Source organism: Nonomuraea sp. SBT364 (assembly GCF_001083785.1).
Lineage (GTDB): Bacteria > Actinomycetota > Actinomycetes > Streptosporangiales > Streptosporangiaceae > Nonomuraea.
The window spans coordinates 20,432-47,370 of record NZ_LAVL01000021.1; the positions used below are offsets into that span (position 1 = coordinate 20,432).

At 70.0% G+C, this 26,939-nt stretch carries 17 protein-coding genes and 3 pseudogenes; 9 read left to right on the plus strand and 11 right to left on the minus strand.

All coding sequences use genetic code 11. The features are described from left to right. Positions 1 to 25: 25 nt before the first annotated feature. Positions 26 to 1,261, plus strand: a pseudogene (locus ADY59_RS48660) (trans-sulfuration enzyme family protein); the annotation flags it as partial. Here the strand turns inward: ADY59_RS48660 and ADY59_RS53990 are convergent. From ADY59_RS53990 to ADY59_RS49870, 3 genes are read right to left on the minus strand one after another with little or no spacing between them, the layout of a single operon-like run. Further along, complete coding sequence (locus tag ADY59_RS53990) at positions 1,251 to 1,760, minus strand: DUF4158 domain-containing protein (protein WP_049561960.1); 510 nt, start codon at positions 1,758 to 1,760, stop codon at positions 1,251 to 1,253. The pseudogene ADY59_RS48660 and the gene ADY59_RS53990 overlap by 11 nt on opposite strands. Next, positions 1,757 to 1,897 carry a hypothetical protein gene (locus ADY59_RS49865; protein ID WP_156325452.1) on the minus strand — a complete coding sequence of 47 codons (141 nt, stop codon included), beginning with the start codon at positions 1,895 to 1,897 and terminating at the stop codon, positions 1,757 to 1,759. The genes ADY59_RS53990 and ADY59_RS49865 overlap by 4 nt, the downstream gene beginning before the upstream one ends. A 41-nt stretch (positions 1,898 to 1,938) precedes the next feature. Further along, entirely contained in the window at positions 1,939 to 2,157 is a 219-nt protein-coding gene (locus ADY59_RS49870; protein ID WP_156325453.1) for a hypothetical protein, read from the minus strand. Positions 2,158 to 2,381: 224 nt separating this feature from the next. On the opposite strand from ADY59_RS49870, the gene ADY59_RS13055 reads away from it, so the two are divergent. Continuing rightward, the gene (locus ADY59_RS13055; protein ID WP_197093602.1) at positions 2,382 to 3,488 is read left to right on the plus strand and encodes a pentapeptide repeat-containing protein; all 1,107 of its coding nucleotides are present in this window, start codon (positions 2,382 to 2,384) and stop codon (positions 3,486 to 3,488) included. Between the two features lie 372 nt (positions 3,489 to 3,860). On the opposite strand, the gene ADY59_RS13060 is transcribed toward ADY59_RS13055, so the two are convergent. Together ADY59_RS13060 and ADY59_RS13065 are read right to left on the minus strand one after the other, a co-directional pair. Next, positions 3,861 to 4,658 (minus strand): AraC family transcriptional regulator, encoded by a 798-nt coding sequence (locus ADY59_RS13060; RefSeq protein WP_197093603.1) that lies wholly within the window; start codon positions 4,656 to 4,658, stop codon positions 3,861 to 3,863. 141 nt (positions 4,659 to 4,799) lie between these two features. Beyond that, positions 4,800 to 6,164: a DHA2 family efflux MFS transporter permease subunit gene (locus ADY59_RS13065; protein ID WP_049561961.1), complete on the minus strand. Its 1,365-nt coding sequence runs from the start codon at positions 6,162 to 6,164 to the stop codon at positions 4,800 to 4,802. 235 nt (positions 6,165 to 6,399) lie between these two features. Between ADY59_RS13065 and ADY59_RS13070 the strand changes: the two genes are divergently transcribed. Continuing rightward, a complete protein-coding gene (locus tag ADY59_RS13070; protein WP_156325454.1) occupies positions 6,400 to 8,073 on the plus strand; it encodes a hypothetical protein in 1,674 nt (557 codons plus the stop codon). An 888-nt stretch (positions 8,074 to 8,961) separates the two neighbouring features. Here the strand turns inward: ADY59_RS13070 and ADY59_RS13075 are convergent. From ADY59_RS13075 to ADY59_RS13080, 3 genes and pseudogenes are all read right to left on the minus strand, one after another. Further along, positions 8,962 to 9,405 (minus strand): nitroreductase/quinone reductase family protein, encoded by a 444-nt coding sequence (locus ADY59_RS13075; protein WP_049561964.1) that lies wholly within the window; start codon positions 9,403 to 9,405, stop codon positions 8,962 to 8,964. A gap of 41 nt (positions 9,406 to 9,446) precedes the next feature. Further along, positions 9,447 to 9,801: pseudogene (locus ADY59_RS48665) on the minus strand (IS5/IS1182 family transposase); the annotation flags it as partial. A 120-nt stretch (positions 9,802 to 9,921) separates the two neighbouring features. Further along, the gene (locus ADY59_RS13080; protein WP_156325455.1) at positions 9,922 to 11,199 is read right to left on the minus strand and encodes a hypothetical protein; all 1,278 of its coding nucleotides are present in this window, start codon (positions 11,197 to 11,199) and stop codon (positions 9,922 to 9,924) included. 657 nt (positions 11,200 to 11,856) lie between these two features. Between ADY59_RS13080 and ADY59_RS13085 the strand changes: the two genes are divergently transcribed. Genes ADY59_RS13085 through ADY59_RS13100 form a run of 4 tightly spaced genes read left to right on the plus strand, consistent with a single transcriptional unit; the run spans position 11,857 to position 22,176 of the window. Then, positions 11,857 to 14,022 carry a DUF6603 domain-containing protein gene (locus tag ADY59_RS13085; RefSeq protein WP_049561967.1) on the plus strand — a complete coding sequence of 722 codons (2,166 nt, stop codon included), beginning with the start codon at positions 11,857 to 11,859 and terminating at the stop codon, positions 14,020 to 14,022. Beyond that, positions 14,019 to 16,493: a hypothetical protein gene (locus tag ADY59_RS13090; RefSeq protein WP_049561968.1), complete on the plus strand. Its 2,475-nt coding sequence runs from the start codon at positions 14,019 to 14,021 to the stop codon at positions 16,491 to 16,493. The genes ADY59_RS13085 and ADY59_RS13090 overlap by 4 nt, the downstream gene beginning before the upstream one ends. Continuing rightward, positions 16,490 to 20,680, plus strand: a complete 4,191-nt coding sequence (locus ADY59_RS13095) for a hypothetical protein (protein WP_049561971.1) — start codon at positions 16,490 to 16,492, stop codon at positions 20,678 to 20,680. The genes ADY59_RS13090 and ADY59_RS13095 overlap by 4 nt, the downstream gene beginning before the upstream one ends. Continuing rightward, positions 20,680 to 22,176: a hypothetical protein gene (locus ADY59_RS13100; RefSeq protein ID WP_049561973.1), complete on the plus strand. Its 1,497-nt coding sequence runs from the start codon at positions 20,680 to 20,682 to the stop codon at positions 22,174 to 22,176. The genes ADY59_RS13095 and ADY59_RS13100 overlap by 1 nt, the downstream gene beginning before the upstream one ends. A 153-nt stretch (positions 22,177 to 22,329) precedes the next feature. Here the strand turns inward: ADY59_RS13100 and ADY59_RS13105 are convergent, their stop codons facing one another. Next, positions 22,330 to 23,802 (minus strand): MFS transporter, encoded by a 1,473-nt coding sequence (locus ADY59_RS13105; RefSeq protein WP_049561974.1) that lies wholly within the window; start codon positions 23,800 to 23,802, stop codon positions 22,330 to 22,332. A 174-nt stretch (positions 23,803 to 23,976) separates the two neighbouring features. On the opposite strand from ADY59_RS13105, the gene ADY59_RS13110 reads away from it, so the two are divergent. Next, the gene (locus tag ADY59_RS13110; RefSeq protein ID WP_231618693.1) at positions 23,977 to 24,495 is read left to right on the plus strand and encodes a TetR/AcrR family transcriptional regulator; all 519 of its coding nucleotides are present in this window, start codon (positions 23,977 to 23,979) and stop codon (positions 24,493 to 24,495) included. 217 nt (positions 24,496 to 24,712) lie between these two features. On the opposite strand, the gene ADY59_RS47510 is transcribed toward ADY59_RS13110, so the two are convergent. Beyond that, positions 24,713 to 26,320 (minus strand): DUF4158 domain-containing protein, encoded by a 1,608-nt coding sequence (locus tag ADY59_RS47510; RefSeq protein ID WP_082310070.1) that lies wholly within the window; start codon positions 26,318 to 26,320, stop codon positions 24,713 to 24,715. A 73-nt stretch (positions 26,321 to 26,393) separates the two neighbouring features. On the opposite strand from ADY59_RS47510, the pseudogene ADY59_RS52525 reads away from it, so the two are divergent. Further along, positions 26,394 to 26,561 (plus strand): annotated as a pseudogene (locus tag ADY59_RS52525) (IS5/IS1182 family transposase); the annotation flags it as partial. Positions 26,562 to 26,656: 95 nt separating this feature from the next. On the opposite strand, the gene ADY59_RS49880 reads toward ADY59_RS52525, so the two are convergent. After that, a complete protein-coding gene (locus tag ADY59_RS49880; protein WP_156325456.1) occupies positions 26,657 to 26,866 on the minus strand; it encodes a hypothetical protein in 210 nt (69 codons plus the stop codon). Between the last annotated feature and the right edge of the window lie 73 nt (positions 26,867 to 26,939).

Sequence of the window (26,939 nt, forward strand, 5' to 3'; positions counted from 1 at the left end):
GCGTGAAACGACCCGCAGGAGAGGCATGACCGACCACACCTCGCCCGAGATCACCACACCGGACACCACCACAGCAGGCACCAGCGCACCGGGCCTCATCGTCCGTGGCACCAACGGCCAGGGGCTGGCCACACGCAGCGTGCACGCCGGCGAACACCGCGACGGCGAAGGCGCCGTCCACACCCCGCTGTACGCGCACTCCACCTTCGCCTTCCCCTCCACCGCCGACCTGCTCGACGTCGTCGAAGGCCGCAAGAGCGGCAACCTCTACACCCGCTACGGCCTCAACCCCACCATCCGCTCCCTGGAGGACAAGCTCGCCGACCTGGAAGGCGGCCAGCAGGCGCCGGCCTTCTCCTCCGGCATGGCCGCCGAAGCCGCCACCTTCCTGGCCCACACCCGCACCGGCGAGCACATCGTGTGCCTCGGCGACGTCTACGGCGGCACCTTCGAACTCCTCGGCGCCAATCTGCCGCAACTCGGCATCACCACCACCTTCCTGCGCGCCGACGAGACCGACCGGCTCGGCGAGGTGCTGACCGGCCGCACCCGCATCGTGTTCTTCGAAACGCCGTCCAACCCGAAGCTGGACGTCTTCGACATCGCCGCGATCTCCGCCCAAGCCCGCACGGCGGGCGCGCTGACGGTCGTCGACAACACCTTCGCCACCCGGGTCAACCAGAACCCGCTCCACCATGGCGCGGACCTGGTCATCCACTCGGCCACCAAATACCTCGGCGGCCACTCCGACCTGACCGCCGGCGCCCTCATCGGGGCGGCCGAACTGCTGGCCCCAGTTGCGATGTGGCGCAAGAACCTCGGCCAGGTCATCGCCCCACAGGTCGCCGACCTGCTGGCCCGCTCCATCCGCTCCCTGCCCGTCCGCGTACGCGCGCAGAACGAGACCGCGGCCGCCGTCGCCGCCTTCCTCGCGGCCCACCCGTGTGTGCGCCGGGTGCACTACCCCGGCCTGGCCACCGGCGACGCGAAAAGGATCGTGGACGCGCAGATGCGCGGCAGCGGCGGCATGCTCAGCGCCGTGCTGGACGCCACCGCCGAGCAAACCGCCGCCGTGGTGGACCGGCTGCGCCTGTTCGCCATCGCCCCCAGCCTCGGCGGCGTGGAAAGCCTCATCACCCAGCCCATCACCACCACCCACCACGGCCTCGACCCAGACGAGCGCGCCCGCCGCGGCATCACCGACAGCATGATCCGCCTGTCCGTCGGCATGGAAGACGCCGACGACCTCATCACCGACCTCGCCCAGGCCCTCGATCCGGAATCTCACCGGCCCGCTCCAGCGCCTTTTCCATGTTCCGGCCTGAGGGCACCGACGGGCCCTTGCGCCAGCGCTCCAGATCCGAGGCCCGCGCCCCCTCCGGTACCTCCAGCAGCCGGGCCAGAATCGCCTGCTGCCGCGGCGACAAGATGCCGTACAGCGTGTCATGCAGCCGCTCGGTTGCCTCATCGCGCACCCGGGCGATCAGCCGGGTCAGCGTGGTCACCCCCGGCAGCAGTACCTTGTTGGTGCGCAGCCAGCTCACCCCGTCGACGAAGATGCTCTTCTTGCCGTCCCCGGTGTTCCACGCCCGCGCGTCCACCCACGCGACAAACGCCGCCTCGACCGCGGAGACCTCCCGCAGCCCGTACGCTTTCTTGATCTCGTCCTGGTGGTCGAACTGCGTCTGGCGCCGCTCGGTGTACTGCTTGATCTGCGAGACGTCCGCCACGCCGAGCTGATCGGCCAGGTAGTCGATCACCTCGGCCGGGACCTCGAGCGGGTCCGGCGGTCCGCGTCGTCGAGGAAGAACATCTTCTCCAGCTCGGCCCGCGTCGGCGCCCCTACGTAACGGCCGTGGGCGGCCGCCTCTTCATCGCTCAAGAACTCAACTGGCATGGGCCCCGAAAGTAGGACTCATCCATCAGCGCCGGCCAGGCTCAAGATCGAACTGTCACGGGAGAAACGGCTTCAGCGACCCTCTGAGCAGCACGTTTCTGCAGGTCAAGCGTGTCGGAACAGCCGTCCACGCCAAGCGGGGTTTCGGGGGCGGCTAAACGAGACTTTTCGTTCGCATGCTGCTCAACCCCGGTGACCATCCAGCCGGCGGGGTCGCCAGTGTCGGCCACGGCCATCACGCGATCTTCAGATGTCTTCACGAACTCCGAATGATCATGTGATGGCCGTCTTCATGTGGCTGAACCGTCAAGACCTCGACGTGTCACTGGAGCACTAGGCCAGGTGGGGCCAGAAGACCCGTTCGAAGCCGTCTGCGAGATGGCGATCGATGGTCTACGAGTAACGGAGAGCGCTTAAACCGTGATACGGCGATATGCGCCTGACGCGGGAATTTCACAGCCGATTGAGGCCAGGCTCGGTGCCCGTGCTGCGCGAGCCTCGGCCGGCAGTATGGTGGATCGTTTCGGCGGCGGTGGCGGTAGCCGGAACGGTGGGCGTGGTGGCATGGTGGTTGCTGTCCGGACTGCCCGCGCCGCGGGCCGATGCAGCTGGAGCAACGGCACGCAGCGAGATCATCCGAACTGCGCTGGCCGCCGGAGCCGGGGTGGGCGCGGCGATCACGCTGATGTTGGCCTTCCGCCGACAGCGCCACCACGAACTGGTCGAACATGTCGCCGCGCACGACGCGACCGAGCGGCGGGTGACCGAGCTGTACACCAAGGCCGCCGAGCAACTCGGCCACGACAAAGCTGCGGTCCGGCTGGCCGGGCTGTATGCGCTGGAACGTCTGGCCCAAGACAACCCCGGACACCGGCAGACCATCGTCAACGTCATCTGCGCCTACCTACGCATGTGGGGCCCGCCTCCCAGCCAGGAGTCTGCTCCAGCCACGCCGGGACCACACCCGGCCGCACAGAACGGCGTTGACCAAGAAGGCGAGCTTCAGGTCCGGCTCACCGCGCAGCAAATCCTGATCGATCACCTGCGCGACGATCGGCGCAATCCCCACCTGCGGGTGACATCTCCGGGCGAGCAGTTCTGGGACGGCATGCGCATCGACTTGACCGGTGCCACCCTCATCGACCTCGACTTCACCTACTGCCGCACGGCAGAGGCGCTGTTCCGGAGGGTTACCTTCACTGGACAGGCCCGGTTCGACTGGGCGGTCCTGACCGGGGACGCGTGGTTCGACGGAACGACCTTCACCGAAGAGGCCAAGTTCTTGTCGGTCAACTTCGGCAGGGACGCCCGGTTCGACGGAACGACCTTCACCAAAGGGGCCGAGTTCGTCGGGGCGACCTTCAGCCGGGATGCCTGGTTCAGCGGGGCGACCTTTGCCGGTGCCGCCCGATTCAACGGGGCGACCTTCACCAGGGACACTCGATTCGACGGGACGACCCTCGATCAAGGGATCAGTTTTGACAGGGCCACTGTGAGGGAAGCGCCTGACATGAAAGTCACTGTCAGCGACTGGCCGGCAGGTTGGCACTTGCAACCGAACGGCAATGGCACCTGGCGCCTCGTAAGGTAACCCGCCGCCAGAAAAGATCGTGCCACCAGTTCAGAGACACCCTCGGCCAACCACCCTCCGTCACCACCGAAAGTGGGCCAGAGCCGTTCTTCGTACGGTCCCCGTCAGCCGGCTTCGGGTTTCTGGCATGAGGACGCGGCGGGAGTTTCGCCAAGCCGGTCGAGGTGTCACGTGCGATGCCGTCGGCTTGAGTGGTGGCGGTGTTGCAGCGGATGGTCACCTCGGCAGAGAACAGATTCAGAAGGCGCATCGGCTGCGGGAGTTCGCCGAGGGTGCGGCCGAGTTGGCTTCGGTGCTGGTGGCGCATGCTGTGGACAGGCGCGGGAGCAGGTGTCCGCCCGGATGAGATCGTGAGACCTTCTCCGTTCTGGATCAAACGTCGCGGACGGCCTCTCGGTTGAGGTAGCGCCCGGGTGAGGTGCCGACGGTCCGGCGGAACGCCGCGAGGAAAGCGCTTGAGGTCGCGTACCCCACCGTGTGCGCGACCTGCGACACCGGCCGGCCTTCGGCGAGGAGAGGCAGGGCGGCCCGCAGTCGCATATGAGTGCGCCAGCGGTCGAAGCTCAACCCGGTGTCACGGACGAACAGCCGCGTCAGAGTGCGTCGGCTCACTCCGATGGCGCGCGCATGGCCGTCAAGGCTCCGGGAGTCGGAGGGGTCGGCCAGCAGGGTGTCGGCCACGGCGCGTACGCGTTCGTCCACGGGAAGCGGGACATCGATGGGCAGGGCCGGCACGGGGTGCAACAGGTCCAGCACTACCGCCTCGGCCCGCAATCGCGCGTCATCGGCGAGGTCTTCACGGGCGAGATAGGCGATCAGATGGGCCAGCAGCCCGTCGACGCCGACCGCAGTGGGCTCCGTCCAGTCCAGTGCGCACCGCACTGGATTGAGGTAGAGGCTGCACAGCAGCGCGTCGCGGGTCGCGCCGGTCCGATGAACGACTCCCGCCGGCAGCCACAGGGCCCGGGTGGGTGGCAGGATCCAGTACGCGTCGTCCACGGCGACGCTGAGGACGCCGCTCCGCGTCCAGGCCAGCTGGTGGTGCGTGTGGCTGTGCGGGGAGATCCACTGCCCCGATGACAGGGGGAAGTGCCCGACAACGATCACGCCTACCGCGGTCGGGACGGCGGTTTCGACGGCCTCGATCATGGATTCGGCGGCTTCGATCATGGGCTCCAGCCTATGTCCTCAACGCGATACGATATGGCCTGATCGCGGCTTGTGGCCAGCAGCCGCCCTAGCGCTACCGTCAAGTCGCCACGCACTGCTGGCCCGCGACGGCCTGGCTTGGGCGGAGCGGGGTCCAGATCCTCACCGGGGAGCGGCTGTCTGCGCGCTTCGGCCGTCGGCTCCATGCCCAGCGGGCCGCCGCGGACCGCCGGCACGCGAGGGCAGTAGCACGAAGATGAGCACGGCACCGAGCGCCACGCAGAGCGCGCCCGCCGTGAGCCCGCCTGAGTAGCTCATGGTGGCCAGCGCGGCCACCCCTACGGCGCCGCCGATCTGCTGGACGGAGGTGAACAGGGCCGAGCCGAGACCGGCGTCGTCCTCGGTGGTGCCGTCGACCGCGGCCACGGCCATGACGGGCAGGCTCAGCCCGTTGCCCACGCTCAGGATGAGCATGCCGGGCAGGACGTGGGCGGCGTAGGAGTCGCCGGCCGCCACGCCGGACAGCAGCAGCAGGCCGGCGATGTTGACCAGGAACGCCAGTAGGAGCGCCCAGCGCGTCCCAATCCTGAGCGAGATGCGGGAGGACAGCCACATGCCTGCCAGGATGTCGGCGCCGTAGGGCAGATAGGCGATGCCGGCCAGGAGCGGGCTGTAGCCCAGAACGGTCTGGATCTGGATCATCAGCAGGAACGACATCGCGTACATCGCCATCGAGAACAGCAGGGTCGCGCCGTTGGCGACCGCCCGCGTCCGCGAGGCCAGGAACGACCGGGGCACCAGCGGCGCCGCCGCCCGCGACTCGGCCACCAGGAACGCCACCGCCAAGGCGGCGGAGAGCACGACGGCGCCGACGACGATCGGATCGCCCCAGCCGGTCTCGCCGGCCCGCAGCAGCCCGTACACCAGCGACACCGCCGCACCGGTGACCAGGGCCGCGCCGGGAACGTCGAGGCGGCGCCGGCCGGGGGCGCGGGACTCGGGGACCAGGCGGGGTAGCAGCGCCAGGGCCACGGCGACGATGGGCAGGTTGATCAGGAAGATCCCCCGCCAGGACAGCAGGTCGGTCAGCGCCCCGGACAGCACCAGGCCCGAAGTCCCGCCCAGGGCCGCGATGCCGCCCCAGATGCCCAGAGCCCTGGCTCGCTCCTCCGGCCCCGGATACAGCAACGTGATCATCGACATCGCCGCCGGGCTGGCCATCGCAGAACCCGCACCCTGCACGAACCGCCCGATCACCAGCTGCCACGGCTCCTGGGCGAGCCCGCAGGCCAGGCTGGCCACCCCGAACAGCGCCACCCCGAACAGGAAGACCCGGCGGCGGCCCAGCAGATCCGCCATTCGGCCGCACAGCAACAGCAGCCCGCCGAAAGCCAGGAAGTAGGCGTTGACGACCCAGGGCAACCCGGACGCGCTGAACCCCAGCTCATCGCGGATGCTGGGCAACGCAACGTTCACGACGGTGTCATCGAGCACGAGCATGAACTGGACGAGACACAACACAATCATCGGCACCCGACGACGCTATGATCCGCCGTATTTGGCCACAACCCACCATGAGGCCAAGCTGTGTCGCATGGAGGACATGGGCGCGATCATCGTCTGCGCTTCCCCGATGGCCCCGCTGCGGCCCACCTTGTTCAAGGACCGCATGCAGAAACTCGGCGACTTGCCCTTCACGGCGATGACACAATATGCGAATATACGTTCGAAGAACGAAGATCGTCTTTCGAACGGAGTGCATGTGCGTCCTTCAGCCTCTGAACGCATCGGCCGATTAGTCGCCTCGGCCGGGTCCCTGCTCCTGGCGGCGAGCCTGCTCGTCGCCCCAGCTCCCGCCGCCGCGGCCGCGGCCGCCGATCTCGTCGCCGACCTCGGGGTCGCGGGCAAGGGCGGGGACCTGGTGGCCGGCCACGGCAAGGTCTTCGTCGCCGCCGACGACCGGATCGTGGTCACGCACCTCGACGGCGAGGCCGTCACCACGATCGGCGGCCTGTCCGGAGTCACCGCCCTATCCGCGCCGGACGGCGCCAGGAAGGTGTACGCGACGCTGAGAGGCACGCATGAGGTGATCGAGATCGACACCGCCACGGTCGCCGTCACCCGGCGCATCGACCTGTCCGCGTATCCGTGCCCGTCCACGCTGGCGCAGGCCCACAACCGGCTGTGGATCGGATACGGGTGCGGCGGGGCGGGTGAGGGAGGGGTCGTCGCGCTCGAGGTGCGGGCCACCCCCATCCTCGTCAAGGTCGGGCCGGCCACGACCCGACCTCCGCTGGTCGCGGTCGCCGGCGCCTTCCTCGCCGTGTCGGAGCCGGGAGTCAGCCCCGCCACCATCAGGCTGTACGACGTCAACCGCGACCCGGGCAACCCGCTCGGCGAGATCCTCGGCGACGCGGACGGGCTGCCGTCCCTGGAGGACCTGGCCCTCGCCTACCAAGGGTCGGCGGTGCTGCCGGTGCCGTCCGGCGCCCACGCCTTCGACGCCTGGGACACCACGACCTTCGACCGGGCCCACGCCTACGACGAGAAGGGGCCGGCCGGGCACGACCTGGCCGCCACCGTCGCGGCCAGTGAGAACGGCTACTACGTGGTGGGCGGCTGGAACTCCGCCGCGGGTGACGCGGCGGAGCTCGTGGTCTACGACGCGATCACGAGAGAGGTGATCTACACGGCCGGCCGCCAGGGGAAGGCACTGGTGCCGGGCAGCATCGGCTTTTACGGCATCTACACCTTCGCGGTGCTGAAGGAGCCGGGCACCGGGCGCATGCACCTCTGGCGGCTGCCGTCCGCGCCCTACCACTCCTCGGCCCTGACCCTGACGGCGCCCGCCGAGGCGAACGCGCTCAAGCCGCTGACCATCAGCGGACGGCTCACGCTCAGCACCGGAGCGACCCCCGGCGTGCAGACGCTGGAACTGTACAGCTGGCTCCCCGACGGCACCGACCGGCCCTTCCGAGAGGTCACCACAGCGGCGGACGGGACCTACGAGTTCACCGACACCCCACCGGGCATCGGGGCGTTCAGGTATCGCCTGTCCTGGCCGGGCAACTCCTGGTACTACGGGGCCTACGCGACGGCGACCGTCGCGGTAGCCAGGTACGAACCGGCGCTCACCGTGACCGGGCCCGCGACGGGCGCCGTCGGCGAGCTGCTGGAGTTCAGCGGCACCTTTGCCGCCACGGGCGTCGTCTACCCTCGCACGACGGTCACCGTCAGCCGCAGGGCCGTCGCGCCGGACGGCACCGTCACCACCAAGGGTCAGAAACTGGCCGCCGCCACCGACGGGACGTTCGCCTTCACCGACACGCCGGCCACGGCCGGGAAGCACACCTACACCGTCACGCTGGTCGGGAGCTCGACCGTCAAGGGAACGAGCACCAATCACGTGGTCACGGTCGTCGAGGCGGCGGGATAGCGTCCCAGGGAGCCGAGACCTACCTCGCGTAGGCCGGCGATGCGGGCCCGCGGCGGCCCGCAGAGGGGCAACTCGCGAGCGCGCCGCGCGGACAGCACGATGCCCAGCGCAGCAATGGCTGCCCGGGCACGACGACCGGAGCGGCGGCCGAGCATGAGCCGGCCGTCATCTCCTCGTCCGTCAGCGCGTACCCCTGCGCCTGCGGTGATCGTGTGCCGGGTCAGGCGTTCGGGGCTGGGCCGCCTGGCGGCTTGGGCGAGGCATGGCCCGGGCATCGGTCGGCTGATGACACGACAGCTTCGATGGCTGGGCGCAGGGCCGGCTTTCAGCTCGCGTACACCGGCCCTCTGTCGGCCCCTGCTGGTGCCCGGAGAACTCGTGGCCGCAGATGCAATGGCAGAAGCCGGCTCGTTGCAATGCCCCGAGGTCGTCACCGTGGAACTACGTGGCCGGGTAGTTGACAGGTCGAGCCGGCGTTGCTGGTGGAGTACGACTGGTCAGGCCGGTCGATCGAGCGGCACCGGGCCCAGGTGCGGGGCATGCTGACCGAGTGACTGGCGGACAAGATCTGCCCGGCGGTGTTCACAGACGAGGGATTGCGGGCGGCGCTGCTGGCCGTTGAAGATCGAGACGCCGGGCCAAGAAGGCGCACCGCAAGACCGAGAAGCTGTTCTCCATCGCCGAAGCGTAGCTGCGGGCTCCGGAGGGCACCGTCCGGCAGGTGGTGTTCCCAGCGGTACCCGGCGGAGAGGCGACACTGCAGGCGCGCCTGCGGACGGTGCCTGCTCCAGACGGTGACGTGATTCAGCGAAGTAGTTCGGGGAGATTTGGCTTCCTTGGGCGCCAAGGGTGTTCCAGTCCCGATCGCTCATCTCGGCGGCAGGCGGCTCAGTAGCAGCGGGCACGGATTGGCGTCACCCGGATCGCGGTGGAGAAGTCGGCAAAGGTCTCCTCGGGCGTCAAACCGGCCCAGCGCATCGATTCCAGGTGCTTCTCCAGGTAGGTGGAGAGCTCCCACTCACTCAGCGGCGCAGGCCCACCCAGGGGCGCAGGTTCCAGCTCGGCGATGCCCTCGATGGTGAGGACGCTGAATCGCTCCGCGTTGCCGTCGAGGTCCAGGTGCAGCGTGACCTTGGGGTTGTCGCGCAGGTTGCGGATCTTCGGGGCGCCGGGGTTGCTGATGATCAGGAATCTCACTCCGTCCCACACGTACCCCACAGGCGACGTCTGAGGCTGGCCGTCGGATCTGACCGTCGTCAGCCAGATGATCGTCTCGTCTTGGAGGCGTTGCTCGGCGCTGGCACCCGCCTCGCCATCGAGGTTAGGAAGCATCCGCGTAGTTTATGGGGAATGAGCCGATCAAGGAGCCCTTTTCATCCTGAGTAGCGGCCCTCTTCGATGAGTTGCAGGACGAGGCTGGCTGCACGAGTGCGGTCGCTCGATGCGGGCGGCAGCGCAGCTTGGTGAGCACCTTCCAGCTCCAAGGTCGCGACGGCGCGTTCGGCGATGGCGCGGATGCGGGCGTGGGCGTGGTTGACGTCTCCCTGGCTGCGGGAGAGCCAGGGCCGATGGCGATGTCGTTTGAACGGTGTGCAGATCGTGCCACCGGCACCGGTCAGAGCGTCGATCAGGCCGACCGTTCGAGCAGCACCAACGTCGTGCACCGCTCCCGGGTAACGCCGGCGAGACCCGTACCAGCCGGCCCATCTGATCGGCCAGCAGTCGCACTTCACCTTCTGGCTGGTCGGGCGCTTCTCGGCCGGATACGGGCGGTTGAGCAGGCGCAGGGCGCTGTTCACATGCGGACTCTGAAGCCGGACCAGGTTGTGCGACGGACCACTGGTGTTGTCAGATCCACGGTTCGAGGCCGAAGCGCAGGAACGTCCCTTCGGTGACCTGGTGGGCGAAGCTGGCGTAGCTGGCCGGGTTTCGGAGCGCCAGCTCGGGAGTGAGCGCGTCGTAGGCCTGGATCTGCCATTCGAGGGCGGTGTCGGGGTTGTCTCCGAGGAAGTGCGTCGTTTCGTGAATGAGGATCGCTGCCCGTAGCCGGGGGCCGGCGCCGTCGAGTCCGGGATGGCCGATCGTGTCGTTGGTGCGATAGGCGGGCGTGAGCCGGGTGCCGACGCCCTGGGTGCTGTAGCCGCGGGTGTAGTCGGACACGCCTCCGAGGTCGGAGATGGCGGTTTCCTTGGTGACCTGCAAGATCGAGCCGGTGCCCGTCGAGAAGCGGTTCATCATCCCGACGTACATGTCGAGGATCGCGGCCAGCGCGAACTGCAGACCCGATGGATGGTCTTGTGCGTGGAAGTGGGTGCGCAGCGCATCATCGGTGGCCGAGAAGTTGGGGTCGGTGCCGCTGCCTGCGAGCGCGACCTGGTAGGCGACGATCCGCTCCTGTGCTCGGGCCACCCAGTGCGCAGCCGTGTCCAGGTCGGTGTTGAGCAGGAAGTCGAACTGCGCGGCCGGCATCCTGGGCCGGTCGAAGCTCCAGATCCGGTGCGAGCCCGATGTCGGATCCCAGTCCAGCACCTGGTCCTCTCCCAGGTAGAGGATCTTGCGGCCCGGTTCGATCTCGCCCGTCCAGCTGTCACTCATCTCGAGATCGGTGAACGGGTCGACTTCTCCGAGCAGGGTGCGGTCGTAGCGCCAGACCTCGACTTCGCCGGACGTTTCGTTCCAGATCAGCAGCATGTCGCCGCCGAGGTAGACGATCTGGTGGTCCTCGCGGACGTTCGGGAACGAGGTGCTGTTGAGCCGGGTCGGGAAGGGGTCGGTCGTGGTTGCCGAGCGGTCGTAGTCCCATATGAGGATGTCGCCGGTGAACCGGTCCCAGTCGAGCACCCGCTCGTGGTCGAGGTAGATGAGTTCGCGCTCGGGCGGAATCGAGAATTGCGAGGCGTTGAGGAGTTCGGGCATCGGGTCTCCGGCAGTGATCGACCGGTTGAGCTCGAAAATTCTGCCGCCGGAGTTCGGCACCCAATCCAGCACGCTGCCCTCGTGCCACAATCCGAGCTGGCTGGCGAGCCAGACCAGGCGATGTCCCTGGCCGATGGTGAGAAACGTCCCGCTGGTGCGCGGGACGGGCTTGTAGGGGTCGTCGGTGGGGCCCGCGTCCGGGTCGGCCACCCACACCTTGAAGGCGCCGGTCTCCTCCACCCAGTCGAGCAACTCGCGGCGCTCACCGCCGATCGGGACCAGGTGGTGTGTCTCGCCTGGCCGGTTCCGGCGTGACGTCGAGGTGTGCTCGATCAGCAGGCGATTGAGTGGGTCCGTCATCGTGGTCAGCTCCGGTGCCTCAGGAGAGGTGAATTCACCCTCCGGGATCGAGCGGCGCCCGCGCGGCGGCTGACCTCAGTGTCAATTCGCCGATCGCAGTCGCGAAGTCGCTCGGATGCGTTGTTTCCACCCGGCAATCTTCCCCGGCGGAGCCCTGCGTCCACGAGCAGGTCGTTGTTTGACCAAGGATTGACGATCGCTGCACGACGGCCAAGCCCCCGAGAACTCACGCCTGAGAACTCATGACGTTCTCACGACCGGTGAGCGACTATAACGCGCTCGGGAGCCGGGAAAGTGTCGACGTGGACAGACCAAAGCGGACCGTTCGCCGGCTGTCTTCGGCGCAACCGGTCCGGGAGCCAGATACCCGCAAGCCGGCCGACTCGACATGTTCGTCTACTCCCGGCCATTCATGCGCAGTACTTCCCGGGACAGCGGTCTCGGTGGTAGCGGGAAGGGAAGTACCCTCTGATGTCTGGCGCGGTTCGTGGCTACGCTGGGGGCGTCTTGGCCGTCGTCGATGGGCACGCGGGCGATCCGCGGGCCGTCGAGTTGCGGAACGCCGCCGACGCGCTCGATGCGGCGCTGGGCGCGCCCGCATCCCTTGACCCGGCACTGGCCAGATGGCGCGCGGCCATGGGCGCCGTGCGTGACTGGCTGGCTGCCTACGTGCTCGCGGGCTTGCCGCTGCCGAAACCGTCGTTGCAGGACTGGGCAGCCGACGACGGCGTCCGCCTGGGCGCGGGCCTCGGCCCGTTCGCGGTGGAGGCCGTGTGCCCGTCGCTGCTGCTGCCCGACCCGCGCAACGCGGCCGCGCCCGCCATCGCGGTCGGCCCGCTGCCGCCGAAGAACGTCAGTGCCCGCGTTGATGCCGGTGTCGTGGCCGGCGGGGGCTCCCTCGATGTGCTCCCGGACGGGACGCGCGGAGTGCTGGGGCTGGACCTCGGCGTGGTCGAAGTGGCGGCGCTGGCGAGCCTGCGCCAAGTGGACGGCCGGTCCTCGGCCGCTGCGGTCTTCTCGGCGGGCTTCTCGCCGGGCCTGCAGCTCGGGTTCGGTTTCCAGTTGTCGCGGGTGGGTGGCGTCATCGGCGCCAACCGCGGCGTGGACCCTCAGGCACTGGCCGCCCCGCTGCGTGACGGCAGCGCGGGAGAGGTGCTGTTCCCGCTCGACCTCGGCAACGGCGCCCGCAACGCGCTCGCCGCGCTGGAGACCATCCTGCCGCCCAGAGCCGGTGTGTCCGTCGCAGGGCCGACCCTGCGGCTGTCCTGGCTGGAGATCGCCGGCCAGGGCTTTTGCTCATTCGACCTGGCCGTGCTGATGGAACTGCCGGGCCCGCAGCGGGTGGTTGTCGTCGGGGTCGCGCGCGCGGGTATCCCGCCCGTGCTGAAGCTGCGGGTCGACGTGGCCGGCGTGATCGACCTGGTCCAGAGCACGGTGGCCGTGGACGCGAGTCTGATCGACAGCGGCCTGCTCGGCGTCTTCAGCGTGTACGGCGACCTGGCGTTCCGGCAATGCTGGGGGCCGCAGGCCCACACCGTGCTGACCGCCGGGGGCTTCTACCCGGGCTTCCGCCCCGAGCCGGCCGTCATCCCCCCACTGCGCCGCCTCGGCTACCACCTGGACGTCCCCGTTCCCGGAATCTCCCTACGGGCCGAGGGCTACCTGGCGGTCACGTCCAACAGCGTCCAGCTCGGCGGCCGGATCGAGGCGAACGTGGGCATGGCGGGCTGCCGCGCGCGCGGGTTCCTCGCCGTCGACTCCATCGTCCAGTTCACCCCGTTCCACGTGCACGCAGAGGTCAGCGCCGGTTTCGAGGTCAGAGTCCTCGGGGTGACGTTCTGCGGGGTACGCCTCGACGGCACCTTGGACGGACCCGGCCCGGTCACCCTGCGTGGCAGGCTCACTGTCGAGACTTTCCTGCACGACTTCCACTTCGATGAGACCTTCACCTTCGGCAGCGGTGGCGGCGGCGCCGTGCAGGTGGCGCCGACGCGGGCGGCGCAGGTGCTGAGGGACGAAGTGCGGCCGCAGGCGCTGCGCCCGGCCGGCGGGAGCGACCCTGACGTCGTGCCCGCCGGGCTGCCGGTGCCACCGGGGATGGCGCTGATCAGTCCGCGCGGCGGGGTGTGCTGGCAACAGCGCAGGGTGCCGCTGAACATCCCGATCGATCGTCTTGACGGTGCGCCGCTCGGTGGTGTCCAGACCGTCACGGTGACGGCTCCGCGGTTGACGTCCACCGTCGCGGACTTGTTCGCGCCGGGCTCGTTCATCGCTCTGGCCCAGGCTGAGGCGCTGAACCGGCCCGCGTTCGAGCAGTTGCCCGCCGGAGTCGTCTGTTCGGGTGGTGAGGACCTCGCCGGCCGCGCGAACCCGCAGCCGACCGGGCACAAGGTGTTCAAGAAGGTCCGCACGGAATCTCTGGCCCTGCTTTTCGAGGCCGACGTCTTGGCGTTGCCGGGAATCCTGGCCGGGATGCTCACCGCCCGGGACGCCGCCCCGTCACCCGCCACCACGGCTCCGATCGTCGAGGTTCAGAGCGAGTCCTGGATCGCCACCCACGACGAGTTCGTATGCGACAGCGCGACCGCCGCCCATCAGAGCGCCAGGCTTCATGGCGGTTTCGCCGTCGCCGAACCCGATTTCGTCGAACCCGTCTTGCTGGAGGGGCTGTGACGCCCGAGTTCGTGTCCTGGCAGCGCCCGGCAGTGTACGCGCTGGCCACCGAGGAGGGCCTGCCCAGCGACCCGAGGCTGACCGCCACCCTTGCGCTGACTCTGCACGACGACCTGGGCGAGATCCCGGCGGCGGCCGGATTCCTGCTCGCCGGCCCGGGGGACGTGGCCATGCTGGCCGCGGGGCAGGTCACCGGGCGCCGCCCGCACCCCGGTTGCCCCGATGCGGACTCGACGATGATGCCGCACGTCGAGCTCGCCGCACCTGACCTGCCGTGGCGTTACTCCCGGGCCCGGCATGTCGCCGGCGCTCCCCGGGTGCGGCCCTGGCTCGTCCTCGTGGTGGGAAGCCGGGAAGAGGTGAGCCTGCTGCCGGACGGGCGGGTGCGGCTCAGCGGCGCCGAGTTGTTCGCCCAGCATCCGCTGGCGGCCTCGCATCGCTGGGCGCACGTGCACCGCACCCCTGGCGGAACGTTCTCCAGGATCCTCAGCCCGAGACTGCTGCATCCGGGCCGCGATTACGTGGCCGCGCTCGTGCCCGGCTGGCGGTTGCTGCCCGGCCGGCAACTGGCCGATGCCTGGCAGGACGGAACGGACGCGGTGACGCTGCCGTGCTTCGACAGGTGGAGTTTCCGCACCACAGCCGACGCGGGGGACTTCGCCACGGTCGCCGCCCGGCTGGAGCCGCTCAGCCCGGCCGAGACGACGATGCTGGCGGACAAGCAGTTCGGCCGAGCCCACGTGGAAGCACTGGGCGTGACACTGTCGGCCGGCGCGGCACTCACCGCGGTCACGGCCCCGGCAATCGGCCCGCTGCCCTCGCACGTGGCCGCCGGCGTGGAGAAGCTGACCGAGGACCAGCCCGGGGACGCCCCCTGGGTGCTCAGGCTGCCGCGCTACGACGTGCCGTGGCATCCCGGCCCGGTCGACGGCGAGCCGTGGGCGTGGCCGCCGCCCGGCGACGACGTGCCTCCCGGCGGCTGGCGGCGGGAGTTGCGGTTGGACCCGCGTCACCGGGGGGCGGCCGGGCTGGGCGCCTGGATCGCGATCGCCTGGCAGGACCGCATCGCCCTGGCCGCCGCGCAGCAGGCCGGGGCGGTGGCCACCGCGGCCCAGCGGATCCGGCACCTTGCCCTCGGCCTGCGTGCCGCGGGCAGCCTCTGGCGGGGGCGCGTGCCGGAAGAACCTCTCGCGCGTCTGGCCGTGCTGGCGCCGCTGCTGGCCCGGATGCCGGTGGCCGGAGGAGGCAACGCCCTGCAGGCCGTCGCCGGGCGTACTCCGGCCCTGGTGCCCGCGCTTTTCTCCAGCGCCGCCCGCCGCCTGTTGCGCAGGCGCGGGCCGCTGCACCGCTCCGCCCAGGACGGAGCCACCTCGCTCGCCACCCTGATCGCAGCGGCCAACACCTGCCCGCCACAACAGCGCCTGCCTGAGACCGACCAGCAGATCGCCGACAGGGTGGCCGACCTCGATGAGTCCCTCCCCCGACAGCTGAGAGATCGGGCCCATGACGTGTTCCACGAGTTCTTCGATCAGGAGACCACCGGCATGCTGCTCGAAACCCTCCAGCCGGAGGACCTGATCGACCTCGTCAGGCAGACGCCGCCCGAACAGGAGTGCCGCCCGCTGCCGGACCTGGGGGCCTTCGCCGACTCGGTCGCCGCGGCCGTGGACCCGGAAGCCGACCGGCCGGTCGCCGTGCGCCGGGTGCTCGGCACGCTCCGCGGCCTGCGCGAGCCCCTGCTCGCCGAACCCGACGTCGCGCCGGAGTTGGACATCCCGCTCTGGCGGTTCCTGGCCGACCACGCGCCGGACTGGCTGCTGCCGGGCGCCGGGGACATCCCGCCCGATCGCGTGCTGGCGGTGCAGAGCAACCCGAGCTTCGTCGAGGCGGTGCTGCTGGGCGCGAACGCGCAGACGATCGGCGAGTTGCGGTGGCGCAACCTGCCGATCACGTCCCGATGGACGCCGTTGCGCCGGTTCTGGCAGCGCATCGATGTGGAAGGCGACGCCGTGGCCACCGACCTCCGCCCGGTCGTCGCACTCGATACCGGCCAGCCGCTCTGGCCGGAGGCCACCGGACTGGGCGACGACACGCACCAATCCGATCCCGAGCGCGGTGCCGAACTGGTGATCGTGCTGCACACCGAACTGTTCCGGCGATACCCGGCCACCGCCGTCTACCTGGCCCCGAACCCCGGCGGCACGGGTGAGTGGAGTCAGGTGCCCGACGTGGACAACGCGGGCACCCTACGCGAGTACGCCGCCTTCAGCGGACGGCTCACTCCCGATCTCGTCTTCTTCGGCTTCGGCCTGCCGCCCGCCGCCGGTGAGGACCATTGGCTGGTGCTGGAGGAGCCGCCGCCGGGATACCGGTTCCGCCGCCCGTCGGGTGGCGGTGCGCCGGACGCTGCCGGGTTCGCCGCGGTGACGTTCGCCCCTCCCACCCGTGTCTTCCTCGGGAACCTGCTGTGACCGGCCGCCGAGACCCCGTGCAGAGCGCGCGGGACGCCCGCGAGGCGGGGCTGCGCCGGGTGGCGCAGTTGGCCGCCGAACTGGCCGCGACGCCGGGCTGGCTCTTGGCCGGCGACCCGTCCCGGCTGGACGACCCCGGGCACCGGGCCGCCGCCGAGCGGGCGACCGGGTGGATGGCCGAGCTGGAGGCCGCCCGTCTGGGGTTGGCCGCGCTCGACGCGGAGCTCGACGCACTCGACGGGCCTCGGACGGAGGACGAGTTCCTCTTCACGGAATGGTCGCTCTGGCTCCCCGCCGTACCTGATGCCGAGACGCTGCTCGCCGAACTGCGCCCCGACCCGCGGCGGCTCTTTCTCGGCGACGAGCCGCGGATGAGCGCCGAGACCGCGCGCCGCCTCGTCGACACCGTCGCGGCCAACGGCGGCGACGTTGGCGACCGTGAAGCCTTCGTGCACGACGCCATGCTGTCCGACGACGACGTGCTCGACTTGGAGCACACCGCACGGACCCGGCTCGACCCCCTGCCCGGCGACCAGGCGATCGGTGTTCTGCTGCCGCTCCGGTTGGAAACCCGATTCAGTCCGCGTGAGCACAGCGGCGATCCGTGGAAGCTGCGGGTGCGGGTGCATCCCGACCCCGTCGCGCTCGCCGCTCCGCCGCCCGCACCCACCGTGGCCGAGGCGGAACTGGTCGCCTTGTGCTGGAGCCGATGCGACGGCGACCTGAGCACCGACATGGGAGAGGCGGCGTTTCGCGCGCTCGCGCAGGCGGTCGGCGGCGGGCGCGCCGCCCACCTGCTGCGCACCGTGCCCGTGGTACCGGCGGATGATGGCTTCACCGCCTCGGGCACGTACCGCGATCAAGGAGATCGGTCCGTGGACCACCGCGCCGCGCTGCCCGACGTGCTCCAGCTATGGGGCGAGGAGGGTGGCGGCGGCCTGCGACTCCTCGGTGAGCTGCGACCGGATCACGCCGGCATCGCCGAACAGGCCGACTTCGACTCCTCGCTGAGCCCTCTCGAGCACGGCGTGATGCCCGAACTGTGGTGGAACTCCTATCAGGCCGCCGAACGGGTCGGCCTGGCCACGGAGGTGGTCCTGCCCGACGGGCCGCACCTCGACGTGCTCCTCGTCACCGGACTCGGCGGCAGCCGCCCCGGCGATGCCTTCGAAGCGCAGGCCGGCCGGGGCGCCCTCGGCGTCGTCGCCCCGATGACACCGACCAACACCGTCGCCGGGGCGCCCGCCGCTGACCTCGGCCGTGATCCGGCGACGTGGCTCGCCGTCGCCCGCTCGCACGGGGGCGGCACCGCGGACGGGCTCGTGTTCTGGCTCACCGGGGAACCGACGCTCCACGGCGTCCCGGCCGCCGACACGTCCCTGCTCGCGTCGGTGCCGCCGCTGGTGACCGCGCTCTGGCCGGTGCTGTGGCAACGCTGGCTCAAGGACGTCGTGGGCGCCCCGCACGAGGTGCTCGGGATGGGCGACTGGGCCGCCCGGCTGCTCGCTCCCCTCGGCCCAGCCCCGGTCCTGCGGGTGGGTGACGTCCCGTATGGCGTGCTGCCCGCCGCCGACCTGTCCCGGTGGAGGGCCGGGCCACAGGACCCACCGTGGGAAGCCCCGCTGGTCAAGGCGCTGGACACGGTGCTGCCACACTGGGCCGGGACCGCGGCCGGGGCAGGCACCGCGGCCGGAGCCGGCCCCGGGGAACTGCTGGCCATCCTCGGCCAAGTCCCCACCAGCCGCGCCCCCGGCTCCCGGCTCCTGCTACCACTTGAGCCGATCATGCTGCTGCGCAGCCTGGCCGTCGACGAGCAGCCGTGGCAGGTGGCTCTGCGCTGGCGGGAGAACGCCGCGGCGGTGCTGGATCTCGCCGCCGCGCTGGACGCGACCCAGTATCCGCTGCGGCGTTACCTGGCGTACGGCTACGTCGAGCCGGCGCCCCCGGGCAAGGAAGACGTGCGGGAACTGCTCCACCGCTATCTGGACATGCCGTGGGAGGCGCTGGCGTTCCTCCCGAGCGAGGATGATCACCAGAGCGAGACCGGCCACCCACTGCTCGTGCGGCTGGTGCGCCAGTCGCTGCTCCTGACCCAGGCCGAAGTCTCCCGCCTCGACGCCGATCATTGGCCGTTCTGGACCCCGCACTACCTTCCGCCGGTGTACGAAGCCGAGCGGCTGGCCGAGGACGCGAGGCGGGGCGAGACCGTCGCCGAGCTGCCCGACTACGCCCTGGACCTGCTCGGCGAGCAGATTCCGCCCGACTCTCGCGTGGCGGCGATCACCCGGCAGTTCCTCGACGTCAGGCAGGCCGTGCGGCAACTGGCCGAGCTCGGCGACGGACTGGCCGAGGGCGGGGCTCTGACGCCGGCCATCACCGCCGTCCTGGACTCGGCGAGCCACCGCATCGACCCGTGGGCCACCGCCCCGGCCACCCGCCGGCTGCGCCGGCTGGCCGCCCGGAACGTACGACGCCACCTGGGCGCCTACGGCTGGGTCGACGACCTGAGCCCTGCCGAGGACCCCACACCGCCCACCCGAGCCGGACTGCTGCACGCGCCCGGCCACAGCCAGGCCATGTCCGCCGCCGTGCTGCGCGATCACGCGGTACACGACGACGACCCGCGCTGGCGGATCGCCACGAGGTCTGATCAGGTCCGCCTGGCCGCCCGGCTCGGCGCGGACGTCCGGCTGGGCGTGCATCCCAGCGAGGCGATCGGCCGCGAGATCGAGCGCCGCGTGGGAGATCCTGCCCGGGTTCTCGAACTGCGCCGACGCTTCGCGCCACGTCCGGAGCAGGCCGGGCGACGCGTCTGTGACGGGCTCATGATCCTCGACGCCGGCCCGGCGGACCTTCCCACGTGGCTCGGCTCGCTGGAGGATCTGCGCGAGGTGCTGGACACCTACGGCGACCTGCTGGTCGCCGACGCCGTCCACCACGTGGTCTCCGGGCGGGGAGCGCAGGCGCAGGAGGCGATGGAGGCGGCCGCAGGGCTCGCCGCGCCGCCGGAACTGCGGCTGCTGCAGACCCAGCGGCAGGGCGCGTCAGTGCGCACCACGGTTCTCATCGCCCTGCCGCTTCCGGCAGCGCACGACCCCGCCTCACCGGTGACCACCGCCGACCCGGCCCTGGCCACCCTGCTACGTGACCGATCCGGTCCCGCCACGAGCTGGACGTGGACCCGCGACGGCGCTTCCGTCACCCTGGCAGACCTGGGCCTCGACGTCCCCGACACGGTGCTGATCACGCAGCAGCGGCTGGACGAGCTCGCCGCAGGACTGCTCGGCGGGCCCGCCGACCGCGGCACCGCGCCCGCCGAACGCGCGGACCTCGAACGGCTCTGCACCCTGCTCGACGCCCAGCGCGGCCTGCCCGACCTGGTCAGCCCTGCCGGCGACACCGCCGCGAACGAGCTGCGTACCCGGCTCGGCGCCCTGCGAACGGCCGCCGCGGACGTACTCGCCGGGCTGGCCGCACAACCACCGCAGACCGGGCCCGCCTTGCGCTGGGGCCTGTCCTCCGACCCGGTGGAGGCCACCGAAACGCTGACCGCCCGCCTCGAACAAGCAGGCGACCCGGGCGACGACGCCGGCGCCGACGAGGCGGCACTCGGCGACCGGATCCGGGCTCTGCTCGCACCGGTCGCCGGACTGGCCCTGCTGTGCACCGGCACCCTGCCCACCATGGTCGCCGCGCGCACCCTCGACCGAGACTGGCTCGAAGTGATGGCCGCCGTGCGACCGGCGCTGGCCAGGTTGGAAGCCCACCAACTCCGGCACCCGTGGCCCGCGGCCGCCGACGACCCGGCCCGGCTGTGGGTACGACCCGAACCGGGCGAACATCGCGTGATCGTCTACGGCCCCGCCTGCACCGGGGGCGCCCCTGCCGCGATCGGCCTGCTCGACGACTGGGCCGAAACGGTGCCCGGTGACCAGCACACCACGTTCGCGGCGTTCGGCTTCGACGCCCCCAGAGCCCGTGCGCCGCAGGCGGTGCTGCTGGCCGTACCATCCGACGAGCAGCGACCGCTCACCGTGGAGGCGCTGCCCGGCATCGTGCTCGCCACCCGCGAACTGGCCAAGGCCAGGATGGTCCAGCCCGACCAGCTCGGCACCTGGGCCGCCGCGCTGCCCACCTCGATGATCCTGGGCGCCGGGCCCGCCGGGACGAACCTCGTGGAGCCCTGATGACCTGGGAACACTACTACCGCGTCGAACCCGTCCCGCCCTACACCGACCTGCAACGCGGCTTCTCCGCGGAACTGGCGGACCCGGCCTGGATGCTCGGCCGGCAGTGGCAGATCGGCGAGCACGCCGGCGAGGACGCCTCAACCCCCGTGCTGGTCAAGGTGCCCGTGGCACGCACACCGCTGGAACCGGTGGCCGGCCTGGACCCGGCCGTCGTGCCCGCAGAAGCACTGCTGGAAGGCTCCGCGGAGGACTGGTGGACGATCGGGCGGCGCATCCGGGTCGGCCGCGCCTTCGCCGGCACGTTGTCGTCGGCACAGCGGGCTGCCGCCGCCCTCGGCACACTGCCGGAGCCTTACGGCGACGCCTTCGCCGGCGAGGTGGACGGGCGAGAACTGGCCCGCAACGGCCTGCTCGACATGACCCACCCCGAACTGGCCGGGCTGTCGCAGCGGCCGGACTTCTGGCGGTCCGACACCCTCACCCACGAGTGCGACGTGCCGGTCGGCGGCACCACCCTTCAGATCACCGCCCACGACGGCGGGGACGTCGACTGGTACACCGCCGACGCCACCGGTCCGCTGGCCGCGCCCGCCTTCACCACCCTGCACGTAGTGCCGCAACGGCTGCAGTACCCGGGCGCCCCCGGCCCGCGCTGGTGGCAGATCGAAGATGGCGCGGTCGACATCGGCGGCTTCCCGCCGGACCGCGCGCACCTGGCCACCGCCCTGCTGATCGAGCTGATCTGCGACCACGCCAACGACTGGTTCACCTTCCCGGTGCCCACCCCGCGGACGGAACCCGGACAGGATCCGAGCCCGACCTCCGGCGTCGTGGTCAGCCTGGGCACCGCACTCGTGAAGGACGCCTTCGACGACGAATGGGAACTCACCATCCCGCCGGGCCCGGCAGATCCACCCGCGGGACCGGACGAGGCTCCCGGCCCCTGGTCGTTGTTCCGCACTGCCGGGCTCGATCGTTCCTCGCTGGTTGTGTGGCCGACCGCGACGACACCGCTCACCGGACCAGTCCTCGACGACGTGCTGCTCGGCGTGGACGAGGACGCGAACGTGCTGTGGGCGGCGGAGCTGCGCGCGAACGGCAGCGACCGCGCGCTCTCGGGCGACAGCGCGGCTGCGCTGCAGGAGACCCAGCGCACCGGCACCCGTAAGTTCACCTGGCGCGCCTCCACCACCCTGCCGGAGCACTGGCATCCCTACCGGATCGAGCACCACTCGTCGCGGGTGTTCGTGCAGGGCGTGGTGAACGGGCGAGAACCCGCCACATCCGAATTGCTCGGCGCCGGCAAGGGCCATGTGCTGGCGGCCACCGCCGTGCCGAACCAGGGCATGCGGCTGGAGCGCCGGTACGTGCTGGCGCGCGACACCGAGGGAAAACCCGTGTTGTGGCGCCAGCGACGACGGCTGCCCTTGCTGGCGGGGCCCGTCTCACATCTCAGGTTCGACCTGCTCCAGGAAAGCCCCCCATTGCACTGAACGTCGGCCTCGCCGAAGAGTGGGCGCGCCCCTCGGATTTAGGCGGGGCCGCTGCTCCCCAGAGTCGGGGGTCGGAGTGTGGCGGAACGGAAAACGTACGCTGGGTCTCGTTCCCGCAACTCATCGCTGGCGCAGATGAGGTTGCTTCCTACGTCATCGGGTGAGCTCCTCCGCGGCTGCGGATTCGGCTGTGGGAGCCGGCCGGTTCTTCATGGTCAGGGCCAGGAGGATTGCGCCGGCGGTGAATACGGCTGCGACAGTAAAGGCCGCGGTGACTCCCTCGGTGAGGACCTGGTGGGCCGGTCCACGCGAGGCGCGCGTGGCTGCGCCGAACACCGTGACGAGGATGGCCAGCCCCAGCGCACCACCAATCTGCTGCATGACATTGAGCAGGCCGGAGGCGGCACCGGCATCCTCGGCTCGGATCCCGGAGGACAACACTGTGGTGGCTCCAACCAGCAAGATGCCCATGCCAAGACCGGCAATCATCATGGGGCCGAGTAGCGCCGTAGCGTAGTCGGCCTGGGGCGTCAGCTGCGTCATCCACAGGAGGGCCAGGCTGATCGCCCCGGCACCGAGGCCAATCAGCGTCTTGGCACCCAGGCGCGGCAGCAGCCGGGCTGCCACACCGGAAGACGCCAGAATCACGAGGGCCAGCGGCACGAAGGCGAATCCCGCCTGCAGAGGGCTGTACCCGCGGACCTGCTGCAGGAACTGGGTGAGAAAGAAGAACATGCCATTGCCAGCGGCCAGGACGAACAGCAGCACGACGTAGCCGCCGGCGCGGTTGCGGTCAGCGAATAGCCGCAGCGGGACGATCGGCTGCCGGGCACGGGACTCGACGGCCACGAACAGGACCAGCAGGATGGCGGCCACGCCGAGCGCGCCGAGCGTGACCACGTCGCCGAAGCCCTGCTCAGCGGCGCGGATGAAGCCATAGACGAGGGCGGTCATGCCAAGCGTCGAGGTCAGCGAACCCGCCAGATCGAAGCGGCCCGGGTGGCGATCGGTCTCGGTGATGAACAGCGGGGCCAGGATCAGCAGGACGACGCCGATCGGCACGTTGATGAACAGCACCCACCGCCAGGAGATCCAGTCGGTGAGCATGCCACCGGCGATGAGGCCGATCGCGGCGCCGGAGCCGGAGACCGCCGCGTAAGCCCCCAGCGCCCGAGCCCTGCGTGCAGGGTCCGGAAAGCCTACGGTGATGAGGGCGAGCACGGTCGGTGCGGCAATGGCAGCGCCGATCCCCTGACCGGCTCGGGCCGCCAGCAGCATCCCAGCCGACGTGGCCAGCCCTCCGGCCAGTGAGGCGAGGGTGAAGATGACGACCCCGCCGATGAGAGCCCGCCGTTGGCCGACGATGTCGCCCACGCGACCGCCGAGCAGCAGCAGACCGCCGAAGGCCAGCATGTAGGCATTGAGCACCCAGGACAGGCCGGCCGCAGACAGGCCGAGGTCGTGCTGGATGTCGGGGAGGGCGATGTTCACCACGTTGGTGTCCAGGATGAACATCGTCTGACAGATCAGAACGATGGCGAGCACCAGGCCGGGGTGGCGCTGGGGGCGGGAGGCGCCGGCGGGCCCGGATCCCGCTGTCGCCACGTGCGTGCTCTGTTCGGTCATGGCACTCCTCAGGATGGTACGCAACGAAACGAGGAAGGTCCTCGGTTTTCTCGTGAGCTAAAATACGAGGAGGTTCCTCGTTTGGCAAATGTGTGGAGGGTTCCCGTGGTGGATCGATCAACGCAGGCCCGGCCCGTAGGGCGCAAAGATGCGCGACGCAATTACGAGCGGCTCTTGACGACCGCCCGGACGGCTTTCGCCGAGCACGGCGTTGGCGCCTCCTTGAACGACATCGCGCGCACCGCCGGTGTCGGTAACGTGACCCTCTACCGGCACTTCCCGACCCGCCAGGCACTATTGGAGGCATTGCTGGGCGAAAGCCTGCGCGGCCTGAAAGCCCGCTCAGATGAGCTGCTCGCCTCCCCATCCCCGCACCAGGCCCTGGCCACTTGGCTGACGGCTGCGGTCGAGCACGCCATGGCCTACCGCGGCCTGGTCGACGCCCTCGTCGAGAGCCTCGCTGACCCCACATCCGAGCTCCACGCCACCTGCCAAGCCGTCAAGGCCGCTGGGGCGCAACTACTGACCAGAGCCCAGCACACAGGGACGATCCGACCCGATATTGACGCTTCCGCTCTTTTCTCCCTGATCGCTTCAGTCGCCTGGGCGGCGGAGCGGAGCCCCGCACATCGTGATCAGCTTCTGGCCGTCATGTTCGACGGGCTCCACCGCCGGGTAGACGAGCGGGCCTAAACCTGCTGGTCCAATGAGGTGTGAACGGCGCAGCAAGCGAGCGGCGCCCGTGCCCTGTTGCGGAATAGCCTTCACTATCGATGGCACAGTGCCAGGAGATCGCAGCACACTGGATCGTCTCCGGCACGATGTCGATCATATGTATGACGACGGAGACAACCTGGTGACGTGCTAAACGAGACGGCACGCGTGCGGTGAGCCACCGCGGCGTTCCTGGCTAGATGTCGCGCCAGACCACAGGCATGCGCACCAGCGCGATCCTGGCGTCGGTCCACACCCCCGGGGAGATGCGATCATCGTCGGCGAGCTGGCGCAGCGCGGTGTCGAGGTCGTCGAACACGTGCAATGCGTCCGCGGCCGGTCTCGGCGATGCCGGTCCGCCATTCCGCGCTTGCTCCTTGCACCGCAGAGCGTCGCGCAGCGCCTGGAAGGTGACGATCTCGTACACCATCCGCACCACCCGCCGGCGCCCGCGCTTGTCGTTCTTGAACACCAGGTCCTCCCACGCGCCGGACGTGCCGCGGTGCTCGGGCACCGTCTCGCCGCGCGGGTAGTAGGTGGTGTTGCCCGCCTTGGCGTAGCGGCGGATCAGCTCCAGCGCGCGGATCACCGGCTGGTAGGCGGTGTTGGTGCTCTTGAACTCCAGCGTCTCCAGCAGCGCGATCAAGCCACGCCGGTAGTGGTTGGTGTAGGAGGCGCGCAGCGTGGTCTGGACCGTGGTCCGGTAGGCCGGGCCTTTGGTCTTGGACTCGTGGACCAGGTCCTTGAGCGTTTGCTCGCCGCCGGTGACGGCAGGGAAGATGACCGCGCGGACCGAGTCGTCGGGATGCCCGAGGGCGGCGTCGGCGACCTTGAACAGGATGTTCTCCTTCCCGGTCACCCGCTTGAACGCGTTGATCAGCTCCTTGGTCACCTTGCTGTCGGGCCGCGCCTTGATCCGATGCACGGTGGCGATCAGCAGCTCGACCAGGGTGTCGGTGATCTCCCGTTCCCGCTCGTGGATGAGCGCCGCCAGCAGCAGGACCGTGAGCTCGCGCGGATGCGTGCGCATGTGCGAGGGCGCCTCCACCGCCGCGCGAGTCCTCCAGGCCGCCAGCACCTTGGCCGGCACGTCGGCGAACAACCCCGGAGGTAGCTCGATCGAACGCACCGCGGCCAGCTTGCGGATCTCAGTCATCATCGACTCCAGGCTCACGTTGCCCGGCGCCGACTTGATGAAGGCCAGCAAGGCGAAGTCGTTGTCATCGTCGGCCGGCGACTGGTCGCCGTCGCCCGACTCCTCGCTCACCACGTCGCGCTCCTTGTCGAAGTCGACCAGCCCGCAGATGCGCTGCGTGGTCTCGCTGCTCAACCGGGAGGGGATCCGCAGAGACCAGGTGACCTCCGCGTTGTGCAGCGCCGAGGCGACGATCCGAGAGATCCGCCCGGGCGTGGGCGGCTCGATCCTCTCCTCCCGCAGGTGCTTCAGTAGCTCTTCCCGCACCCGCTCGGAACGTCGCTCGGCCTGCGCGACGTTCTCGGCCAGCCACCCCGTCACCTTCGTGGCGTCCGCAGTCGTACGGGTGCGGAAGCCGAGGTGCGTGCGGATCCGATTGCGGTGGTACTCGATCGTAGAGCCGGACCACTCGTAGAAGCCGAGCTCCGAGGCGGGCACCTGGACCTGCTTGGCGACGTGCTCGACGACCTGGTCAAGCAGCTCCGAGCGGCCGCGTGGGAAGCGTCCGTACTGCGTGCAGAACTTCAGCAAGATCGCGAAAGCGAGGCGGGTAGCGCTGCTCGACCAACTCGTCGATGTGCATCGGGGTGCGTCATGTCCGCCCAACATTGACCAGGCAAGTCACAACAAGATCAACGCCGTTTGGGGCTCATGACATGTTTCTTACCGGCACCCCAAGTTCCTGCCCCAGGAGCTGGGCTTCGGTTCCGGGATGACCTGCTGGACACGCCTACGCGACTGGCACCAGGCCGGCGTGTGGGAGACGTTGCACCGGATGCTGCTCGCCGAACTGCACACCGCCGGTCAGCTCGACTGGTCCAAGGCGATGATCGACAGCTCACACGTCCGGCATCTGACGCGGCCACCATCGCCAGCGCCGTTGCGTTGCTTCCTGGACTTCCCGGTGGCGCCTACGACCCCGTAGCCGATACTCGGGCGCGACGCTCAGGAGTCGCGGCGGGCATTCCTTCGCGGCGCGATGAAGACGAGCCAGAGGACCAGACCCAGGAGCGGACCTAGCGCGACACCGTAAGTGACGTTGTCGAAAAAAGCCCCGACGACGACGCCGAAGAGAAGGCCAAATGCGATCCAGATCCCGAGATTTGCCCAGATTCCGAGACCTGCGGCGGGCGGGGGCGTGTTGTTGCTCGTCATTGCATCTCTCCCAAGGACGCGGGCGGACAGGGCTGACAATCTGGCGGCCCATCACGGCGGAGTTGGCGTTCGC